Here is a 19901-nt window from a genome sequence, read left to right as displayed (position 1 = left end):
GCACGAAAGATGCACCGAAACGGTGTGAACGCTGCCAACACATCCACCACCCCCGACGATGCGCCGCAGCGCATCGTCAAGGTGCGGCGCGACTACAACAGCTGGGTGGCCAGCGAGACGCTGGAAGACTACGCGCTGCGCTACACGCCGCAGCGCTTTCGCAAGTGGTCCGAATGGCGGGTGGCCAACACGGCTTTCGGGGCGGCGTCGTTCCTGATCCTGGAAGCGGTCGGCGCCACGCTGCTGGTGCAGTACGGCTTTGCCAACGCCTTCTGGGCGATCCTGGCGACCGGGCTCATCATCTTCCTGGCCGGCGTGCCGATCAGCGTGTATGCGGCGCGCTACGGCGTCGACATGGATTTGCTCACGCGCGGCGCGGGCTTCGGCTACATCGGCTCCACGCTCACCTCGCTGATCTACGCGAGCTTCACCTTCATCTTCTTCGCGCTCGAGGCGGCAGTGATGGCCTATGCGCTGGAACTGGCACTGGGCATCCCGCCTGTGTGGGGCTATCTGGTGTGCGCGCTGGTGGTGATCCCGCTGGTCACGCACGGCGTGTCGGCCATCAGCCGGCTGCAGCTGTGGACGCAGCCTTTGTGGCTGCTGATGCTGGTGGTGCCTTTTGCCTACGTGCTGGTGCGCGATCCTGGTGCATTCGCGGGCATCGTGCACTACAACGGGGTTCGCTCGGGCACGAAGGGCTTCAATCTGCACCTGTTTGGCGCTGCGCTCACGGTCGGCATCGCGCTGATCACGCAGATGGGCGAGCAGGCCGACTACCTGCGCTTCATGCCCGCGCGCACCGCGGCCACGGCGCGCCGCTGGTGGGCCGGGGTGCTGGCCGGCGGGCCGGGCTGGGTGGTGCTGGGCGTGCTCAAGATGCTGGGCGGGGCGCTGCTGGCCTATCTGGCGCTCACGCACATGGTGCCGGCCGACCGGGCGGTCGACCCGAACCAGATGTACCTCGCGGCCTACGAGTACGTGTTTCCGCACTACGGCTGGGCGGTGGCGGCCACGGCGCTGTTCGTGGTGATCTCGCAGCTCAAGATCAACGTGACGAACGCCTATGCGGGCTCGCTGGCCTGGAGCAACTTCTTCTCGCGCGTGGCGCACAGCCATCCGGGGCGCGTGGTGTGGGTGGTGTTCAACGCGCTGATCGCCTTCATGCTGATGGAGATGAACGTGTTCGAGGCGCTGGGCGACGTGCTCGGGCTGTTCGCCAACATCGCCATCGCCTGGATGATGGCCGTGGTGGCCGATCTCGTCATCAACAAGCCGCTGGGGCTGTCGCCTCCAGGCATCGAGTTCAAGCGCGCGCACCTGTGGGACATCAACCCGGTGGGCGTGGGCGCGATGGCGCTGGCCTCGGTGCTGTCGATCACCGCGCACCTGGGCCTGTTCGGCCCGCTGGCGCAGGCCTTCTCGGCGCTGATCGCGCTCGGCACGGCGCTGGTGGCCTCGCCGCTGCTGGCCTGGGCGACGGGGGGCAAGTACTACCTGGCGCGCGGCTCCGATGAACACCACGGCGCGGTGGCCTTCGCGCCCGCCGAAGGTCCGCGCGCGGTGCGCTGGGCCAAGGTCGAGACCGGCAGCTACCAGCGCCTGAAGGTGCAGCACTGCGTGATCTGCGAGCGCGAGTACGAAGGGCCCGACATGGCGCATTGCCCCGCCTACCAGGGCGCGATCTGCTCGCTGTGCTGCACGCTCGATGCGCGCTGCGGCGACCTGTGCAAGCCGCATGCGAGCCTGTCTTCGCAGTGGTCCGGCGTGCTGCGCTGGCTGCTGCCGCGCCGCAGCTGGCGTTATCTCGACACAGGGCTCGGGCACTTCATGCTGCTGATGCTGGTCATCGTGCCGCTGCTGGCGGTGGTGTTCGGCGTGCTCTACCAGCAGGAGCTGCGCGCGTTCGGCGAAGGCGCGCTGGAGCTGGCCTCCGAGGCCGACGTGGCCGCAGCGCTCGCGGGCGTGCAGAAGCTGTCGCTGCGCTCGGGCTTCCTCAAGGCGTACATGGCGCTGCTGGTCATCGCCGGCATCGTCGCGTGGTGGCTGGTGCTGGCGCACCAGAGCCGCAAGGTCGCGCAGGAAGAATCGAACCGCCAGACCCACCTGCTGGTGCGCGAGATCGAACTGCACCGCGAGACCGACCGCGCGCTGCAGGCCGCAAAGCAGATCGCCGAAGAGGCGAGGGCCGTGGCCGAGCAGGCCCAGCGCGCCGCCGACCAGGCCAACCAGGCCAAGAGCCGCTACATCAGCGCCATCAGCCACGAGCTGCGCACACCGCTCAACAGCATCCTGGGCTACGCGCAATTGATGGGCGAAGACCATTCGGTGCCGCCGCACCGCCAGCAGGCGGTGGCGGTCATCAAGCGCGGCGGCGAGCACCTGCTGTCGCTCATCGAAGGTACGCTGGCCATCGCGCACATCGAGGCCGGCAAGCTCACGCTGCATGCGCGGCCGATGCGCTTTGCCGACACGATGCGCGAGCTGGCCGACATGTTCGAGCTGCAGGCGGCGGAGAAGGGGCTGCAGTTCCGCTTCGAGGCGGCAGGCGCGTTGCCCGAGGTGGTGCGCGCGGATGAAAAGCGCGTGTGCCAGATCCTCATCAACCTGCTGGGCAACGCGATCAAGTTCACGGCTGCCGGGCAGGTCACGCTGCGGCTGGCCTATGCGCGCGAGTTCGCGTCGGTGGAGATCGAGGACACCGGCCCGGGCATGCCGGCCGAGGACATCGAGCGGATCTTCGAGCCATTCGCGCGAGGCAATGCAGTGGGTGCTTCGGCCGCACCCGGCGCCGGCCTGGGGCTCACCATCGCCAAGATGCTGACCGACCTGATGGGCGGCGAGATGAAGGTGCAGAGCACGCCGGGCGTGGGCTCGCTGTTCTGCGTGCGCCTGTTCCTGCCGCGCGTGCACGACGCCATGGCCGGCACCGGCCGACCGATGCCGGTGCAGCGCGCGCGGCGCGGCTACGAAGGCCCGCGCCGCCGCCTGCTGGTGGTCGACAACGAGGAGGCCGACCGCGACCTGCTGGGGCATGTGCTCGCGCCGCTGGGCTTCGAACTGCGCAGCGCGGCCAGCGGGCACGATGCGCTGGACCTCATCGCCGCCGGCTACCGGCCCGACGCGATGTTCGTCGACCTCGCGATGCCCGGCATCGACGGCTGGGAGACGATCCGCCGCGCGCGCAAGCTCGGGCTGACCGAGGCCTCGGTGGCCATCGTCTCGGCCAATGCGTTCGACAAGGGGCTCGACAACGACGTGGGCATTGCGCCCGAAGACTTCTTCGTCAAGCCCGTGCGCCACACCGAACTGCTCGACTGGCTCGAACGCCGGCTCGGGCTGCAATGGACCGACACCGCCGCCAGGCCCGCGCCCGCTGCGGCTGCGCGCCCGCTGCAGGCACCGTCGCTGGAGCGCCTGCGCGCGCTCGAGGAGGCGGTGGGGCTGGGCTACTTCCGCGGCATCATGAATCAGCTCGACGCCATCGACGCGGCGCAGCCCGAATGCAGTGCATGGACTGAGGCCCAGCGCACGCTGGCCCGCCAGTTCCAGTTCGAAGCCATGAGCCGCGCGCTCGCCCACGCCGTCGAAAGCGCCGCATGACCCAGACGCAACCTCCCGCCATGGAAACATCGCCGCTCGCCAGGACGCTGCGCGAGCAGCAGGGCGCCAACAGCGACCTCGTGCTGATCGTCGACGACGTGCCCGACAACCTCGCGGTGCTGCACGACGCGCTCGACGAATCGGGCTACACCGTGCTCATCGCCACCAATGGCGAACAGGCCCTGCAGCGCGCCGCGCAGGCGCGGCCCGACATCGTGCTGCTCGACGCGATGATGCCGGGCATCGACGGCTTCGAGGTGGCGCGCCGGCTCAAGGCCGATGCGGCCACGGCGCACATTCCCATCGTGTTCATGACCGGGCTCACCGAGACCGAGCACCTCGTGGCCGCGCTGGAGGCGGGCGGCGTCGACTACGTCACCAAGCCGATCAAGCCCAAGGAAGTGCTGGCGCGCATGAACGTGCACCTGCAGGGCGCGCGCCGTGCGCGGCAGGACGCGCGGCAGGCCGGCCAGGCGCGCAATGCGCTCGATGCCTTCGGCTACGCGAGCATCACCGTGCGCCTGCCCGAAGGGCGGCTGATCTGGCAGACGGCGCTCGGGCGCGACCTGCTGCAGCGCTACTGCGACACGCGCGCGCCCGAGACGCCGCCCGCGGTGCTCGAATGGCTGCGCAGCCACACGCCGGATGCGCGCCAGCGCGGCATCGAGCCGCCGGCGCTGTCCATCGTGCAGGGCGCGAGCAGCCTCACCCTGCGGCTGCACCAGCAGACCAGCAGCGACGACGAAGGCGACGAGTGGATGATCGTCATGCGCGAGGTGTCCGACACTGGCGTGATCGAAGCCATGAGCCTGAGCCTGAAGCTCACGGCGCGCGAGGCCGAGGTGCTGTACTGGGTGGTCAAGGGCAAGACCAACAAGGACATCGGCGAGATCCTGGGCAGCAGCCCGGCCACCGCCAAGAAGCACCTCGAGCGGGTGTACGTGAAGCTCGGCGTCGAGACGCGCACGGCCGCGGCCGGCGTGGCCATCAAGCGCATCCGCGAGCTGCAGCCGCAGTTCGAGATCTGAGCAACGATGGCCGACGGTTCCCAGCGCCGTGTCATGGCGCCTGCTTGCAGCGTCCCTAGAATGGCCCGAGGGCCACGGGACGCGCGCGATGAAGAGCAACAGGCACAGCAGGACAACAACAACCCGACCGCCATGCAGCGGCTGGATGCTTGCTGCTTCCTGCCTGTTCGCGGGCTTGTGCGTGAACCCGGGCGCGCAGGCCGCCGGTCATTTCGATGTGGACGACGCCAGCACGCTCGACCCGGGCCAATGCCAGTACGAAACCTGGTGGAGCCGCACGGGCACGGAGCCCGTCACGGGGTTCCACCTCGGGCCGGCATGTCGGGTCGGTCCCGTCGAGCTGGGCCTGAACGTCGATCGCACCTCGGCGCAGGGCGTGCACTCGGTCACCGGCGGACCGCAGGTCAAATGGAACTTCTACGGGCAGTCGGCGGATGCGCCGTTCAGCGCCGCGGTGTCGGCCGGCATCGTCTCGGACCTGCGGCGCGGCGGCCGCATGGGCGGGCAGTTCGTCGTGCCGATGACGTGGCGCCCGGCCAGCAGCCTGCAGGTGCACGTCAACCTCGGTGCCGACTGGGCGCTGGGCACCGGGCTTCGCACGCCGCGCGGCGGCGCGGGCGTCGAATGGGCGCTGAACGACACCGTGTCGCTCATCGCGGAACGCAACCGCGCGGCGGGCGCCTGGACTTCGCGCATCGGCGGGCGCTTCAGCCTCACGCCGCTGATCAGCGTGGACCTGAGCGCGTCGCGCACCGGGCCGCAGGGCGTGCGCGGCTTCGCGATCGGGCTGAACCACGAATTCACCTGGAAGTGAGTGGCGGGCGCCTGCCGATCGAGTATCCGGCCCTGCGCAATTCTTGATTCCGACTGCCAAAGATTTGGTGACAACTTCCCATGCCTGATCCCGTGACGACATCGCCCGTTCTGGACTTCAAGTTCGCTGCTCCTCCCCTCGATCCCGTGGCGCATCCTTCGGGCGGCCCCTTGGGCATGACGGCGCGCAACCGGACGCCCAGGCCCGTGCGCAACCCGAACCTGCGCGGCCTGCAGTGCCTGCGGTGCGATGCGCTCTTTCCCCTTGCGCTGGCGCACGACGGATGTCCCGCGTGCAGGCGCGGAGGCCTCCACGTCGCGCTGCGCGCCAGCTACCTGCCGGGCGGCGCCGAGGCGATGCCCATGCCCTATACCTCGGGCTTCGCGCTGGGCGAAGGGCAGACGCCGCTGCAGGACGTGCCCGAGCTGGGGCGGCAGTTCGACGTGGGGCGCCTGGCCGTCAAGGACGAGTCTTGCAATCCCACCGGCTCGCACAAAGACCGCATGACGGCGGTGGGCGTGGCGCAGGCGCTCGATTTCGACGCCCACACGCTGGTGCTGGCCTCGTCGGGCAACGCGGCCGTGTCGGCGGCGCACTATGCATGGGCCGCGGGCCTGGGCTGCGAGGTGGCCACCTACGAAGGCATGCCGGCCACCTATGCGCGGCAGCTCGACGCGCTCGGCGCACGGCGCTACGTGTTCGCCGACAACGCGGGCCGCTGGGCCTTCGTGCGCGAGCGTTCGCAGCACCCCGGCTACTTCGCATTGACCAACTACCGTTTGCCCGCGCTCGGCAGCGCGCCGCTGGCGATCGAAGGCTACAAGCCGATCGCGCTCGAATGCGTGGCCGATGGCGGGTTGCCGGACCACATCGTGATTCCCACCGCGCGCGGCGACCTGGCCTGGGGCATCTACGCGGGCTTTCGCGACCTGCTGGCCGCGGGGCGCATCGCGCGCCTGCCGAGGCTCTGGCTCGTGGAGCCGTTCCCGCGCCTGGCGCGCGTGCTCGCGGGCGGCCCCATCAACGACAGCTACCCGGGCCACACCGCGCAGTTCTCCACCGCCGGAGCCAGCGTCACCTACCTGCAGTGGCAGGCCGCCACCGCGACGGGCGGCGGCGCGGTGGTCGTGGGCGACAACGAAGCGCGCGCCGCGCGCCGGCTGCTCTCGGCGTCCGGCATCAGCGCCGAGCTCTGCGCGGCCGGCGGCCTGGCCGCCCTGCGGCAGCTGCGCGAGAGCAACGCCGTCGCGGCCGACGCGCACGTGGTGCTGATGCTGACCGCCAGCGCGGCCGGCGACCCGAGCTGGCCCGACCGTCCTGTCTAGGGTCTGTCATCAATCAAACGCCCTCGCGCTGGCCCCGCCATGCGGTGGATGTGCGGAGGGCGGCGCGGCCCATGGCCACCCATGGGCAAGCCGGCCGACAAAGCAGACGCCGTATGGCGGGGCCAGCCCGGAGGGAACCCCTGCTGCGCGGCGCATTGCGGCGTTGCCCTTCACTTGCGTAGCGGTGCTACGCGGCGTTCAGGGCGCCTTGCACTGCACCGCGCAGCAGGGGTTCGCGAGGGCGTTTGATTGATGACAGACCCTAGCCTTCGGCCTGCAGCCGCAGTAGAAGGCGAGCGCCTTACTTCGCGTCGCTGTAGACCGTGGCGCGCGACACGCCCATGTGCGCCGCGGCAATCTCGGCGCCGCGGCGAACCTCCAGCAGGCCGGCCTTCTTCAGCTCCTGCACCAGCTGCTTGCGGTCGGCGGGCTTCAGCGAGCGCGAGGTGGTCGCGCGCGACGCCGCGAAATCGTCGATGCGCGCATGGATGCGGTCCGAGTGATTGCCACCGGTCTCGAGGTGCTCGTGCACATCCTTGTCGTCGATCTTCGTGAACTGCGAGATCGCGCCCTGGAAGCTCTGGAACAGCGTGAGGTCGACGTTGAGGCACAGCGCGGCCACGTATTCGCCGCTGTCGTCCTTGATGCCAATGGACGTGCTCTTGACCTTGCGCCCGTCGGGAAAGGTGTTGGCGTAGTTCGCGATCACCGCCGGAAACTCCGGGTCGCGGATGCGCGCGAGGCCCAGCTCCGTGACCGGCTGGCCGACCTCGCGGCCGCTCAGGCTGTTCTCGATGGCGTAGATCGCGTTCTTGGGGTTGCTCAGGTCGTGCACCACCACTTCGCAGAAGGGCGCAAAGGTCTGGCCCAGGCCTTCGGCCATGTTGCGCAGCATGTCCAGGAGCTGCTTGTTCGGCTTCTTCTTCATGCCGTGGAATGTATCCAGCTCTGGACGGACAATCCAATTCATACAAAAAGTACAGTGTTGGATGTATTATCCAATTTTGTACTGGAGCCCGCGAATGACCGCGAGAGAACGCGCACGCTATGTCGATCCCCGCACCGGCAGGCACTACGACCTGTCCGAACGCCGATGGCGCTCCGACGACAGCCACCCGATGATGGTCACGCCGCTGCCGGGCATTGGGCGCGACGACATCGATTCGCGCGTCCGCTCGCTGTGGCGCTACCGTGCGGCGCTGCCCGTGGCGATCGACCAGCCCGCGAGCATGGGCGAAGGCTGCACGCCGCTGGTGCAGAAGCGCTGGGGCGGCTTCGAGCCCTACTTCAAGCTTGAGTGGTTCAACCCGACCTGCAGCTTCAAGGACCGCGGCGCGGCGGTGATGATGTCTTTCCTGCGGCAGATCGGCGTCGATGCGGTGCTGGAAGACAGCTCGGGCAACGGCGGCGCGGCGATTGCAGCGGCCGGCGCGGCGGCGGGCATGCGCGTGAAGGTGCTCGCTCCGAGCTACACGCCCGCGCCGAAGGTGGCGCAGATCCGTGCCTTCGGCGCCGAGGTGCAGCTGGTGCCGGGGCCGCGAGAAGAGTCCGAATACGAGGCGGTGCGCCAGTCGGAATCGATCTTCTATGCGAGCCACAACTGGCATCCGTTCTTCCTGCAGGGCACGAAGACGCTGGCCTACGAGCTGTGGGAAGACCTGGGCTTCACCGCGCCCGACAACGTCGTGATTCCGACCGGCGCGGGCAGCAATGTGCTCGGCTGCTGGATCGGCTTCAAGGAGCTGCTGGCGGCGGGGCAGATCGCGAAGCTGCCCCGCATCTTCGTGGCGCAGCCGCTGAACTGCTCGCCGATCGATGCAAGCTTCATGGCGGGCGCCGACACGCTGGTGGAGCGCATCGTGCAGCCGACGATTGCCGAAGGCACGGCGATCAGGCGGCCCGTGCGGCTGCGGGAAATCCTGCAGGCGCTGCGCGAGACGGATGGCAAGACGGTGGCGCTGACCGAGGAACAGATCGCGGCGGCGGTGCGCCGGCTGGCAGCGAGCGGGCTCTATGCGGAGCCGACGTCCGCCTCGGCCGCGGCGGCCATCGAGGTGCTGGCGCAGCGCGGTGACATCAAAGCCAGCGAGACGACGGTCGCGTTGCTGACCGGCACTGGCCTGAAATCGACGCAGTTCATGACCGAGCTGTTCGGCGGCGCCGTCGCCGCGTAGCCAGCTACCAGGGCCACGCGATGCGTGTGCCCGTTCCTGTTTCGTCAGCGCGCGCGTGCAGCAGGCGCGCAACGGTCAGGTCCTGCAGCGCGAGGCCGGTCATGTCGAAGACGGTGATGTCGGCGGGGGCTCGCACGAAGGGCGTCTTGCCGCTCAGCAGGTCGCCCAGTTCGATGCATGCCGTGTCGGGCGCCCATTGGGTTTCGCCGATCTGCCGTGCCTGCGTCCGGTCGTCGACGAACAGCCGCACGCGCGGCAGCAGGCCGTCGGGAAGTTCGCGCTTGCCCCGGGTGTCCGCGCCGACGCAGTTCAGGTGCGTGCCGGGCTGAACGGCTTCGAGATCGAAGAGCGCGCCGCCGCCTGGGGTGGCGGTGATCACGATGTCGCTCCGGGCGACTGCAGCGTTGCGGTCGGTGGCCGGCGCGATATTGCAGCGGCCGGCGAAATGCGCCTCGAACGCCGCGTTGCGCTGGCCATTCGCGCTCACATAAAGAACCTCGCGCAGCGAGGGCATCAGCCGCAGCGCGAAGTCGAGCTGGATGCGCGCCTGCACGCCGGTGCCGAAGAGGCACAGCCCCGTGCTGTCGGCGCGTGCGAGCTGCTGCAGGCCGAGCCCGCCTGCCGCGCCGGTGCGCACGGTCGTCACCGTGTTGCCGTCGATGACGCACAGCGGCCGGCCGGTCGCGGGGTCGATCAGCAGGATCGTCGCCTGGTGCGGCTCSCCGCCGCGCTGCCGGTTGGCAGGCCAGAAGCCCGCGGCCTTGAAGCCGAGCAGGCCCTGGGCCTGCACGTCGCCGGACTTGATGCCGAACACCCCGCCCGTGCGCAGCGGCTCGCGCACGACCGGAAAGACGCGGCCCTCGCGCTCGCTGTGCAGCACGAAGGCCTCGCGCACGGCCTGCAGCACGTCGTCGGGGGAGAGGAGGGTGTCGACCTGGTGCTTGTCGAGCAGCAGGAGCTGGGCATTGAAAGGCGCGATCGCGGATGTCATCTGGAAATATTATCTACTTCCAGACAAAACATCAAACTTCGACGCATTGGCGGAACTGTCAGCGTCCGGTGTGAACCTTGATCCGGATGGTCGCCACGTCCCATCCCCGGTTCTTGAGCCGCGTCACCAGCATCGGCGACAGCTGGCGCAGCTTGGCGGCCGCGGCGCTGCCCTTGACCAGCAGGCACCAGACGTCGCCCTCTGCCGGGCCGGCCTGGATGGCGCTGCGCATGGCCGGCGGGATCAAACCCTCGACAGCCTTGAGCCGCTCCGCAGCGTCGCGCGCGCGCGCCATCAGGCTGCCCAGGGTGGGCGAGCCTTCCGCTGCGTCCTGCAGCGAGATGGGAGGGGGCGTGCGGCGATACATGGGTAATCCAGGGGTTAGAAACAAGACAGCTAAAATGCCCGGTTTGCCGGCGTTCGCGCCGGAAAAAGGCCGCTTGCTTCAAGCTTGATTTTGAAGCGGGTGCGCCCAACTGCTTTCACCATATCTTAGGGAATCCGGTCGCAGTGCCTGCCGTATCAGGCGCCCGCCCATCTCCACCCAATGGCAACCAACTTCCTGACCCAGATCTTCGGCAGTCGCAACGACCGGCTCCTCAAGCAGTATCGCAAGACGGTGGAACGCATCAATGCGCTCGAACCCGAGTTCGAGAAGCTCAGCGACGATGCGCTGCGCGCCAAGACACAGGAGTTCAAGGACCGCATCGCCAAGGGCGAAACGCTCGACGACCTGCTGCCGGAAGCCTTCGCCACCGTGCGCGAAGGCTCCAAGCGCGTCATGAAGATGCGCCACTTCGACGTCCAGCTGCTCGGCGGCATGGCGCTGCACAACGGCAAGATCTCCGAAATGCGCACCGGCGAAGGCAAGACGCTGACCGCCACGCTGCCGGTGTACCTGAATGCGCTGTCGGGCCAGGGCGTGCACGTGGTCACGGTGAACGACTACCTGGCCAACCGCGACGCGACCTGGATGGGCCGCCTCTACAACTTCCTCGGCCTCTCGGTGGGCATCAACCTGCCGCAGATGCCGCGCGAGGAAAAGCAGGAGGCCTACCGCAGCGACATCACGTACGGCACGAACAACGAATACGGCTTCGACTACCTGCGCGACAACATGGTCTACGAGCCCGGCGACCGGGTTCAGCGCGGGCTGAACTACGCGATCGTCGACGAAGTGGACTCGATCCTGATCGACGAGGCCCGCACGCCGCTGATCATCAGCGGCCAGGCCGAAGACCACACCGACCTCTACCTGGCCATCAACAAGGTGGTGCCGCTGCTCACCAAGCAGGAAGGCGAAGCCGATCCGCGCACGGGCGAGGGCGTCACGGTGCCCGGCGACTTCACGGTCGACGAGAAGACGCACCAGGTGTTCCTGACCGAAGACGGCCACGAGAACGCCGAGCGCATCCTGGGTGAGCTCAAGCTGATTCCCGAGGGCGCATCGCTCTACGACCCGGCCAACATCACGCTGATGCATCACCTGAATGCGGCGCTGCGTGCACGCCACCTGTACCACCGCGACCAGCACTACGTGGTGCAGCAGGGCGAAGTGGTCATCGTCGACGAATTCACCGGCCGCCTGATGACGGGCCGCCGCTGGAGCGACGGCCTGCACCAGGCAGTGGAAGCCAAGGAAGGCGTGGAGATCCAGGCCGAGAACCAGACGCTGGCTTCCATTACCTTCCAGAATTACTTCCGCCTGTACGGCAAGCTGGCCGGCATGACCGGCACGGCCGACACCGAAGCCTACGAGTTCCAGGAAATCTATGGTCTGGAGACCATGATCATTCCGCCGAACCGCATCAGCAAGCGCGACGACCAGCTCGACCGCGTCTACAAGACGACGCGCGAGAAGTACGAGGCGGCCATCCAGGACATCCGCGAGTGCTACGAGCGCGGCCAGCCGGTGCTGGTGGGCACCTCGTCCATCGAGAACTCGGAAATCATCGACGGCCTGCTCGAGAAGGCGGGCCTGCCGCACCAGGTGCTGAACGCCAAGCAGCACGCGCGCGAAGCCGACATCGTGGCGCAGGCCGGCCGCACGAAGATGATCACCATCGCGACCAACATGGCCGGCCGCGGCACCGACATCGTGCTGGGCGGCAACATCGAGAAGATGATCGAGGCGATCGAGGCCGACGAAGGCCGCGATGAAGCCACCAGGCAGGCCGACATCGAGCACGTGCGTGCCGAGTGGACCAAGGACCACGAGTTCGTCAAGTCGCTCGGCGGCCTGCGCATCATCGCGACCGAGCGCCACGAGTCGCGCCGCATCGACAACCAGCTGCGCGGGCGTTCGGGCCGCCAGGGCGATCCGGGCTCCTCGCGCTTCTACCTGAGCCTGGACGATCCGCTGATGCGCATCTTCGCGGGCGACCGCGTGAAGGCGATCATGGACCGCCTGAAGATGCCCGACGGCGAAGCCATCGAGGCCGGCATCGTCACGCGCAGCATCGAGAGCGCGCAGCGCAAGGTCGAGGCGCGCAACTTCGACATCCGCAAGCAGCTGCTCGAATACGACGACGTGTCGAACGACCAGCGCAAGGTGATCTACCAGCAGCGCAACGACATCCTCGACGCGGGCGACCTCACGGCGCAGATCGCGGCGCTGCGCGAAGGCTGCTTCACCGACCTCGTGCGCCAGTACGTGCCGAGCGAATCGGTCGAAGAGCAGTGGGACCTGGACGCGCTCGAGAAGAGCCTGTTCAACGAGTGGGGCATCGACATGCCGCTCAAGAAGGAAGTCGAGGCCTCGGACGCCATCGCCGACGAGGACATCGTCGAGAAGGTGCTCAAGAACGCCAACGAAACCTTCGACGCCAAGGTCGCGCTGATCGGCCAGGAGAACTTCACGCAGTTCGAGCGCATGGTGCTGCTGCAGAGCATCGACACCCACTGGCGCGAACACCTGGCCTCGCTCGACTACCTGCGCCAGGGCATCCACCTGCGCGGCTATGCGCAGAAGCAGCCCAAGCAGGAATACAAGCGCGAAGCCTTCGAGCTCTTCGGCCAGCTGCTCGACTCGGTGAAGAACGAAGTCACGCGCCAGCTGATGACGGTGCGCGTGCAGTCGGGCGAGCAGCTCGAAGAAGCCGCGGAAGCGATGGAAAGCCGTGGCGAGAACGTCTCGAACATCACCTACTCGGCGCCAACCGAGACGGGCGAGGTCGAGATCCGCGTCGACGAGGAAAACCAGCGCCGCATCGCCGCTGCCGGCCTGGGCGCGCTCAGCGTGGAGGCCGCGGCTTTCGCGCGCGTCGGCCGCAACGATCCGTGCCCCTGCGGCAGTGGCAAGAAGTACAAGCAGTGCCACGGCAAGCTCAACTGACCCCGCAACCCATTCGCTAGAGAAATCGCCATGCCCGTGAACCTGTCCGCTCCCGATCCTGCCGCCTTGTTCGCGGTGCCCGGCGTCCGAATCGGCGTGGCCGAAGCGGGCGTGCGAAAGGCCAACCGCAAGGACCTGACGGTCGTGCTGATCGACGAAGGCTCGGCGGTCGGCGGGGTGTTCACCCAGAACCGTTTCTGCGCCGCACCGGTGCAGGTCTGCCGCGACCATCTGGCCGCGAACTACGGCATCCGCGCAATGGTGATCAACACCGGCAATGCGAACGCCGGCACGGGCGAAGACGGCCTGATGCGCACGCGCTCCACCTGCATCGCGCTCGCGCGCCAACTGGAGATCGCGCCCGAGCAGATCCTGCCGTTCTCCACCGGCGTGATCATGGAGCCGCTGCCGGTCGACCGCATCGAGGCGGGCCTGCCGGCCGCGCTGGCCGACGCCGACGCGAACCACTGGGCGCGCGCGGCCGAGGGCATCATGACCACCGACACGATCCCCAAGGCCTTCAGCCAACAGGTGCAGATCGGCGGTGCCACGGTCACCATCACCGGCATCAGCAAGGGCGCCGGCATGATCCGCCCGAACATGGCGACCATGCTGGGCTTCATGGCGACCGACGCGAAGATCGACCCGTCGCTGATCCAGCCGCTGGCCAGGCTGCTGGCCGACGCATCGTTCAACCGCGTGACCATCGACGGCGACACCTCGACCAACGATTCGTTCGTGGTCATCGCCACGCAGAAGGCGGCGCACGCGCCCATCGCCTCGCTCGACTCGGCCGACGGCCGGGCGCTGGTGGCCGCGATGCAGGACGTGGCGCGCCAGCTGGCGCAAGCCATCGTGCGCGACGGCGAAGGCGCGACCAAGTTCATCACCATCCAGGTCGATGGCGGCAAGGACGCTGCCGAGTGCAGGCAGGTGGCGTACGCCGTGGCGCACTCGCCGCTGGTCAAGACGGCTTTCTACGCCAGCGACCCGAACCTGGGCCGCATCCTCGCGGCTGTCGGCTATGCGGGCATTGCCGACCTCGACCAGACCGGCATCGATCTGTTTCTCGACGACGTGCACGTGGCCGTCAAGGGCGGGCGCAACCCGTCGTACCGCGAGGAAGACGGCCAGCGCGTGATGAAGCAGAGCGAGATCACGGTGCGCATCGGCCTGGGCCGTGGCAACGCCAGCGAGACGGTGTGGACCTGCGACTTCAGCCACGAGTACGTGACGATCAACGCCGATTACAGATCCTGATGGCCCCCACGCTCCGCACTTCGTGTCGTCGCTGCCCCCCGAGGGGGGGCTCAACGCCCTTCGGGCGGCCGGGCGGGCGCAGATGAACGAGCAGTTCCAGAAGCTGCTCGAGCGCGCCGAACAACTGATCGGCCGCATCGAGTCGATCCTGCCGCAACCGCTGGCTGCGCCCGCCGACTGGAGCGCGTCGATCGCCTGGCGTTACCGCCGCCGCAGCTCGGGCCATGGCGTGCTCGAGCCCGTGAGGCACGTGGCCGCGATGGCGCTCGACAGCCTGAAGGAAATCGACCTCCAGAAGGAAAAGATCGAGCGCAACACGCGCCAGTTCGTCGAAGGCAAGCCGGCCAACAACGTGCTTCTGACTGGCGCGCGTGGTACGGGCAAGTCGTCGCTGATCCGCGCCTGCCTGCAGGCCTACGCGCCGCAGGGCCTGCGGTTGATCGAGGTCGACAAGGCCGAGCTGACCGACCTGCCCGACATCGTCGAGGTGGTCTCGCAGCGGCCCGAGAAATTCATCGTGTTCAGCGACGACCTGAGCTTCGACGAGGGCGAGCCGGGCTACAAGGCGCTCAAGTCGATCCTCGACGGCTCGATTGCGGCCTCGACGCCCAACGTGCTGATCTACGCGACCAGTAACCGGCGCCACCTGCTGCCCGAGTACATGAAGGACAACCTCTCGTACACCCACACCGAGGATGGCGAGGTGCATCCAGGCGAAGTGATCGAGGAAAAGATCTCCCTGTCGGAGCGCTTCGGCCTCTGGGTGAGTTTCTATCCCTTCAGCCAGAACGAATACCTGGCGATCGTCGCGCAGTGGCTCTCGTCGTTCGGCGTGGACAAGGCTGCCATCGAGGCCGCGCGGCCCGAGGCGCTGGTCTGGGCGCTGGAGCGCGGTTCGCGCAGCGGCCGCGTGGCCTACCAGTTCGCGCGGGACTACGCAGGCCGGAGCAACGCGTGACCGCAGCGCGCAAGCACACCGAGGTCGCGGTTGGCGTGCTGATCCGCCTGTCCGACGACGCACTGCTGCTCTCGACCCGGCCGGAAGGCAAGGCCTATGCGGGCTACTGGGAGTTTCCCGGCGGCAAGATCGAGGCGGGCGAGACGGTCGAGCAGGCATTGCGGCGCGAACTGCACGAAGAACTCGGCATCACCATCGACGGCGCCGAAGTCTGGAAAGTCACGGAGCACGACTACCCACACGCGCTGGTGCGCCTGCACTGGTGCAAGGTCACGGCCTGGAGCGGCGAGTTCGAGATGCGCGAGGGCCAGCAGATGGCCTGGCAACAGCTGCCGCTGGAGGTGACGCCGGTGCTGCCGGGTGCCTTCCCGGTGCTGCAGTGGCTGTGCGAAGAGCGCGGCCTGCCGTTCGTGGCGCCGCCGGCAGTGGCGTCCGTCATTGCGCCGGCCAACTGATTGATGCACCCCAAGTACCGTCCGGACATCGACGGGCTGCGCGCGATCGCGGTGGGCTCCGTGCTGGTCTACCACGCCTTCCCGAAGGCGCTGATGGGCGGCTTCGTCGGGGTCGACATCTTCTTCGTGATCTCGGGCTTCCTGATCACGACCATCATTCTCCAGAGCCTTGCGGCGGGCGATTTCACCTACCGCGACTTCTACGAGCGGCGCATCCGGCGGATCTTTCCGGCGCTGATCGTGGTGCTGCTGGCAACGCTGCTTGCCGGCTGGTACCTGCTGCTGTCCGACGAGTTCGCCGAGCTGGGCAAGCAGACCGTGGGCGGCACGGCGTTCGTCGCCAACCTGGTGTTCTGGGGTGAAGCGGGCTACTTCGACACGGCCGCCGAGACCAAGCCGTTGCTGCACCTGTGGTCGCTGGGCATCGAGGAGCAGTTCTACATCTTCTGGCCGCTGCTGCTCGGGTTCGCATGGCGCAAGCGCTGGCCGATCGTGCGCGTGGTGCTGGCGGTGGCGGCGGTCTCGTTCGTGGTGAACGTGGCGACGGTGCACCCGCTGCCGGCGGCGTCGTTCTACTCGCCGGCCTCCCGTTTCTGGGAGCTGATGGTGGGCGGCATCCTGGCCTGCATGCGGCTGAAGCCGCCAGCGCCGAGCGCATGGCGCAGCCATGTGCAATCGGTGCTGGGCGTCGGGCTGATCGTGCTCGGGCTGGTGATGATCCGCAGCAACAAGGCGTTCCCGGGCTGGTGGGCGCTGTTGCCCACGCTGGGCGCGGTGAGCTGCATCGCCGCGGGGCCGGCCGGGGTGCTGAACAGGTACCTGCTGTCGAACCGCGTGATGGTGTGGGTCGGGCTCATCAGCTATCCGCTGTACCTGTGGCACTGGCCGCTGCTGGCGTTCGTGCGCATCGTGGAGGCCGATCCGCTGCATCCGGTGCCGGCCTACCGTGCCGCCGCGATGGTGGCGAGCGTGCTGCTTGCCTGGGCGACGTACCGCTTCGTGGAGCGCTTCGCGAGGAATCGTCCGGGTGCAGGCACGTTGAAGGCGCTGGGCGCCGGCATGGTGCTGGTGGCCGTGGCGGGCGCCGCGATCTTCCTGGGCGTGCCCGAGCCGCGCAACAGCAGCCCCAAGCTGCAGACAGTGGCCAACGCCACGCTGGACGCCGATTACTACGGGGGCTTCAAGCTCGACCAGATCGGCGAGCAGCTGATCTACAAGGTCGGTGGCGGGCCCAGGCGAGTGCTGTTCCTGGGCGACAGCCACGTGCAGCAGTACGCGCCGCGCGTGATGGAGCTGGCGCGCACGCTGTCGATGGAAGGCACGTCGGCCTGGTTCGCGACCCAGGGCGCCTGCCCGGCGGTGCCCGGTGTGCATGCGGACAAGAACATCGGCTGCGCCGAGCGGCGCGACGCGATGCTGGCCTATGCGCTGGGCCCCGAGGTCGACTCGGTGGTGATCGGCGGCTGCTGGAACTGCTACTTCATCGGCCAGGGCGCCACCGATTACTACTTCCGCGACAGCAGCAACAAGGTCCACCCGTTCCAGAACGGCGACGGCATCGAGCGTTCGCTGGCCTCGATGGAGTTCACGCTGCGCGAGCTGGCGCGCCACAAGAAGGTCTACCTGCTGCTCGACAACCCTGCCGGCGCGGAGTTCTCGCCGAAGCGGCTGATCGAGGGCAGCCGCCTGACGCACATGGAGGTCATGACCTCGACGCCGACGGCGCCGCTGCCGGCTGACCAGAAACAGCTCAATGACCGGCTGCGCGCGATCGCGGCCGCGAGCGGGGCCGAAGCCATCGACGCGATGGCGGTGCTGTGCAAGGACGACCAGTGCCTGCGCACGATGCCCGACGGTTCGCCCGCCTACAAGGACGCCGACCACCTGCGCCCGCGCTACACCCGGGAACAGGCGAGCTACTTCGACCGCACGGTGCGCACCGCGCCCGCCGCCCAGCAGCCGTCGCGCTGAGCGGGCCTTCCAACCATGCATCCCAAGTACCGCCCCGACATCGACGGCCTGCGCGCCATCGCGGTGGGTTCGGTGCTGGCGTACCACGCCTTTCCGAGCCTGCTGCCGGGCGGCTTCATTGGGGTCGACATCTTCTTCGTGATCTCGGGCTTCCTGATCACGACCATTCTTCTGCAGAGCCTGGCCGCGGGCGATTTCAGCTACCGCGACTTCTATGCGCGGCGCATCCGGCGCATCTTTCCGGCGCTGGTGCTCGTGCTGCTCGCCACGCTGGCTTTCGGCTGGTACGTGCTGCTGCCGGGCGAGTTCTCGCAGCTCGGCAAGCAGACCACCGGCGGGGCCGCCTTCTTTGCCAACCTCGTCTTCCTGGGCGAGGCCGGGTACTTCGACGCCACGGCCGAGACCAAGCCGCTGCTGCACCTGTGGTCGCTGGGCATCGAGGAGCAGTTCTACATTTTCTGGCCGCTGCTGCTGGGGCTGGCCTGGCGCAAGCGCTGGCCGATGCTGCGCGTGACGCTCGCGGTGGCGGTGATCTCGTTCCTGGTCAACGTGCTGACCGTGCAGCCGCACCGCGCGGCGGCGTTCTATTCGCCGCTGTCGCGTGCGTGGGAGCTGATGGCCGGCGGCCTGCTGGCGGCGATGCGGCTGCAGGCCGCCGGCAATGGTTCGGCGCAGCCGCGTCCGTGGACGAAGCATGTGCAGTCCGTCGTCGGCATGGGCCTGATCGTGCTCGGCCTCTTCATGACGCGCAGCACCAAGGCGTTTCCGGGCTGGTGGGCGCTGCTGCCGGTGCTGGGCGCGGTGAGCTGCATCGCCGCCGGTCCCAACGGCGTGCTCAACCGGTATCTGCTGTCGAACCGCGTCATGGTGTGGATCGGGCTGATCAGCTATCCGCTGTACCTGTGGCACTGGCCGCTGCTTTCGTATGCACGCATCGTGGCGGGCGGGGAGCCGCCGCTGCAGGTGCGCGTCGTGCTGGTGGCGGCGGCGGTCGTGCTGGCCTGGGCGACCTATCGTTTCCTGGAGCGCTTCGTCAAGCTTCATCTCTCGCAGAGCATGCTGCGCGGACTGGCGGGCAGCGGCGCGGCGCTGGCGCTGGCCGGCGCGCTGGTCTTCCTGGGCACGCCTCCTCCGCGCAACGACAGCCAGGCCCTGCAGGCGGTGGCCGACGCAACGCGCGAAGACAACTACTACGGCGGCTTCGAGGAGACCGCGCTGGGCGGGCAGTTCGTCTACCGCACCGGCAGCGGCAGGCACAACGTGCTGCTGATCGGCGACAGCCACGTCGAGCAATACGCTCCGCGCGCGCTCGAACTGGTGCGCACACAGCCCGGCAAGGCGCGCACGGTGTATTTCGCGACCAAGGGCTCGTGTCCGCCCGTGCCGGGCCTGTTCAGCGGCGCCGACACGGGATGCGAAGAGCGGCGCCAGGCCGTGCTCGACCTGGCGCTCAAGCCGGACATCGATTCGGTGGTGATCGGGGCGTGCTGGAGCTGCTACTTCACCGGCGCCGGCCCCACGGTGAACTACTTCGTGGACAGCGGGAAGGCTGTGCACCCCTTCCTCAACGGGGACGGCATCGAGCTGTCGATGAAGTCGCTGGGCGAGGTGCTGAAGCGCCTGTCGGCGCACAAGACGGTCTACCTCGTCCTCGGCAATCCGGTGGGGATGGATTTCGATCCGCTCAAGCAGATCCAGGGAAGCCGGCTCGGGGGCATGACGGCCGCCAGCGGACAGCTCAAGGCCCCGATGCCGCAGGACCAGGCCATGCTCAACGCGCGGCTGAAACAGGTGGCCGAGGCCAGCGGCGCGCGGGTCATCGAGCCTTTTGCGAGCCTGTGCGCCGATGGCCAGTGCATCCGCAGCATGCCCGACGACGGCTCGCCGGCCTACAAGGACATCGGCCACCTCCGGCCCAGGTACGCACGCAGCTTCGCGACCTACATCGACCCCGCATTGCTCGACGAGAACGCCGGCGGCAAGTAGCC

General features: G+C 68.2%; 14 protein-coding genes. 11 read left to right on the top strand and 3 right to left on the bottom strand.

Annotated features, from left to right (window positions below; genetic code table 11):
* The first annotated feature begins 9 nt into the window (after positions 1–9).
* From ASC92_RS07740 to ASC92_RS07725, 4 genes are all read left to right on the top strand, one after another.
* A complete protein-coding gene (locus ASC92_RS07740) occupies positions 10–3603 on the top strand; it encodes an ATP-binding protein (RefSeq protein ID WP_056512742.1) in 3594 nt (1197 codons plus the stop codon).
* Complete coding sequence (locus ASC92_RS07735) at positions 3600–4631, top strand: response regulator transcription factor (protein ID WP_414820399.1); 1032 nt, start codon at positions 3600–3602, stop codon at positions 4629–4631. The genes ASC92_RS07740 and ASC92_RS07735 overlap by 4 nt, the downstream gene beginning before the upstream one ends.
* 145 nt (positions 4632–4776) lie before the next feature.
* Complete coding sequence (locus tag ASC92_RS07730; protein WP_235505721.1) at positions 4777–5445, top strand: hypothetical protein; 669 nt, start codon at positions 4777–4779, stop codon at positions 5443–5445.
* Between the two features lie 80 nt (positions 5446–5525).
* On the top strand, positions 5526–6770 hold the full coding sequence (locus ASC92_RS07725) for a threonine synthase (RefSeq protein WP_056512740.1): 1245 nt from the start codon (positions 5526–5528) through the stop codon (positions 6768–6770).
* Between the two features lie 301 nt (positions 6771–7071).
* On the opposite strand, the gene ASC92_RS07720 is transcribed toward ASC92_RS07725, so the two are convergent.
* Positions 7072–7698 carry a transcriptional regulator gene (locus ASC92_RS07720; RefSeq protein WP_056512738.1) on the bottom strand — a complete coding sequence of 209 codons (627 nt, stop codon included), beginning with the start codon at positions 7696–7698 and terminating at the stop codon, positions 7072–7074.
* Between the two features lie 94 nt (positions 7699–7792).
* Between ASC92_RS07720 and ASC92_RS07715 the strand changes: the two genes are divergently transcribed.
* Positions 7793–8944, top strand: a complete 1152-nt coding sequence (locus tag ASC92_RS07715) for a threonine synthase (RefSeq protein ID WP_056512735.1) — start codon at positions 7793–7795, stop codon at positions 8942–8944.
* A 4-nt stretch (positions 8945–8948) separates the two neighbouring features.
* Here the strand turns inward: ASC92_RS07715 and ASC92_RS07710 are convergent, their stop codons facing one another.
* A complete protein-coding gene (locus tag ASC92_RS07710) occupies positions 8949–9935 on the bottom strand; it encodes an ornithine cyclodeaminase family protein (RefSeq protein ID WP_056512730.1) in 987 nt (328 codons plus the stop codon).
* Between the two features lie 58 nt (positions 9936–9993).
* The gene (locus ASC92_RS07705) at positions 9994–10302 is read right to left on the bottom strand and encodes a hypothetical protein (protein WP_007833220.1); all 309 of its coding nucleotides are present in this window, start codon (positions 10300–10302) and stop codon (positions 9994–9996) included.
* A gap of 180 nt (positions 10303–10482) precedes the next feature.
* Between ASC92_RS07705 and secA the strand changes: the two genes are divergently transcribed.
* The 6 genes from secA (at position 10483) to ASC92_RS07675 (ending at position 19899) form a co-directional block, all read left to right on the top strand.
* On the top strand, positions 10483–13269 hold the full coding sequence (gene secA, locus ASC92_RS07700; protein ID WP_056512728.1) for a preprotein translocase subunit SecA: 2787 nt from the start codon (positions 10483–10485) through the stop codon (positions 13267–13269).
* A gap of 30 nt (positions 13270–13299) precedes the next feature.
* The gene (gene argJ, locus ASC92_RS07695) at positions 13300–14529 is read left to right on the top strand and encodes a bifunctional glutamate N-acetyltransferase/amino-acid acetyltransferase ArgJ (protein ID WP_056512726.1); all 1230 of its coding nucleotides are present in this window, start codon (positions 13300–13302) and stop codon (positions 14527–14529) included.
* 82 nt (positions 14530–14611) lie between these two features.
* On the top strand, positions 14612–15487 hold the full coding sequence (locus ASC92_RS07690; RefSeq protein ID WP_056512724.1) for an ATP-binding protein: 876 nt from the start codon (positions 14612–14614) through the stop codon (positions 15485–15487).
* The gene (locus ASC92_RS07685; protein ID WP_056512721.1) at positions 15484–15942 is read left to right on the top strand and encodes an NUDIX domain-containing protein; all 459 of its coding nucleotides are present in this window, start codon (positions 15484–15486) and stop codon (positions 15940–15942) included. The genes ASC92_RS07690 and ASC92_RS07685 overlap by 4 nt, the downstream gene beginning before the upstream one ends.
* Positions 15943–15945: 3 nt before the next feature.
* Entirely contained in the window at positions 15946–17913 is a 1968-nt protein-coding gene (locus ASC92_RS07680; RefSeq protein WP_082519521.1) for an acyltransferase family protein, read from the top strand.
* A gap of 15 nt (positions 17914–17928) precedes the next feature.
* Complete coding sequence (locus ASC92_RS07675) at positions 17929–19899, top strand: acyltransferase family protein (RefSeq protein WP_056512713.1); 1971 nt, start codon at positions 17929–17931, stop codon at positions 19897–19899.
* The last annotated feature ends 2 nt before the right edge of the window (positions 19900–19901 follow it).

Source organism: Variovorax sp. Root411 (assembly GCF_001425205.1).
GTDB lineage: Bacteria > Pseudomonadota > Gammaproteobacteria > Burkholderiales > Burkholderiaceae_C > Variovorax.
This window is presented reverse-complemented; position numbering and strand designations above follow the sequence as displayed.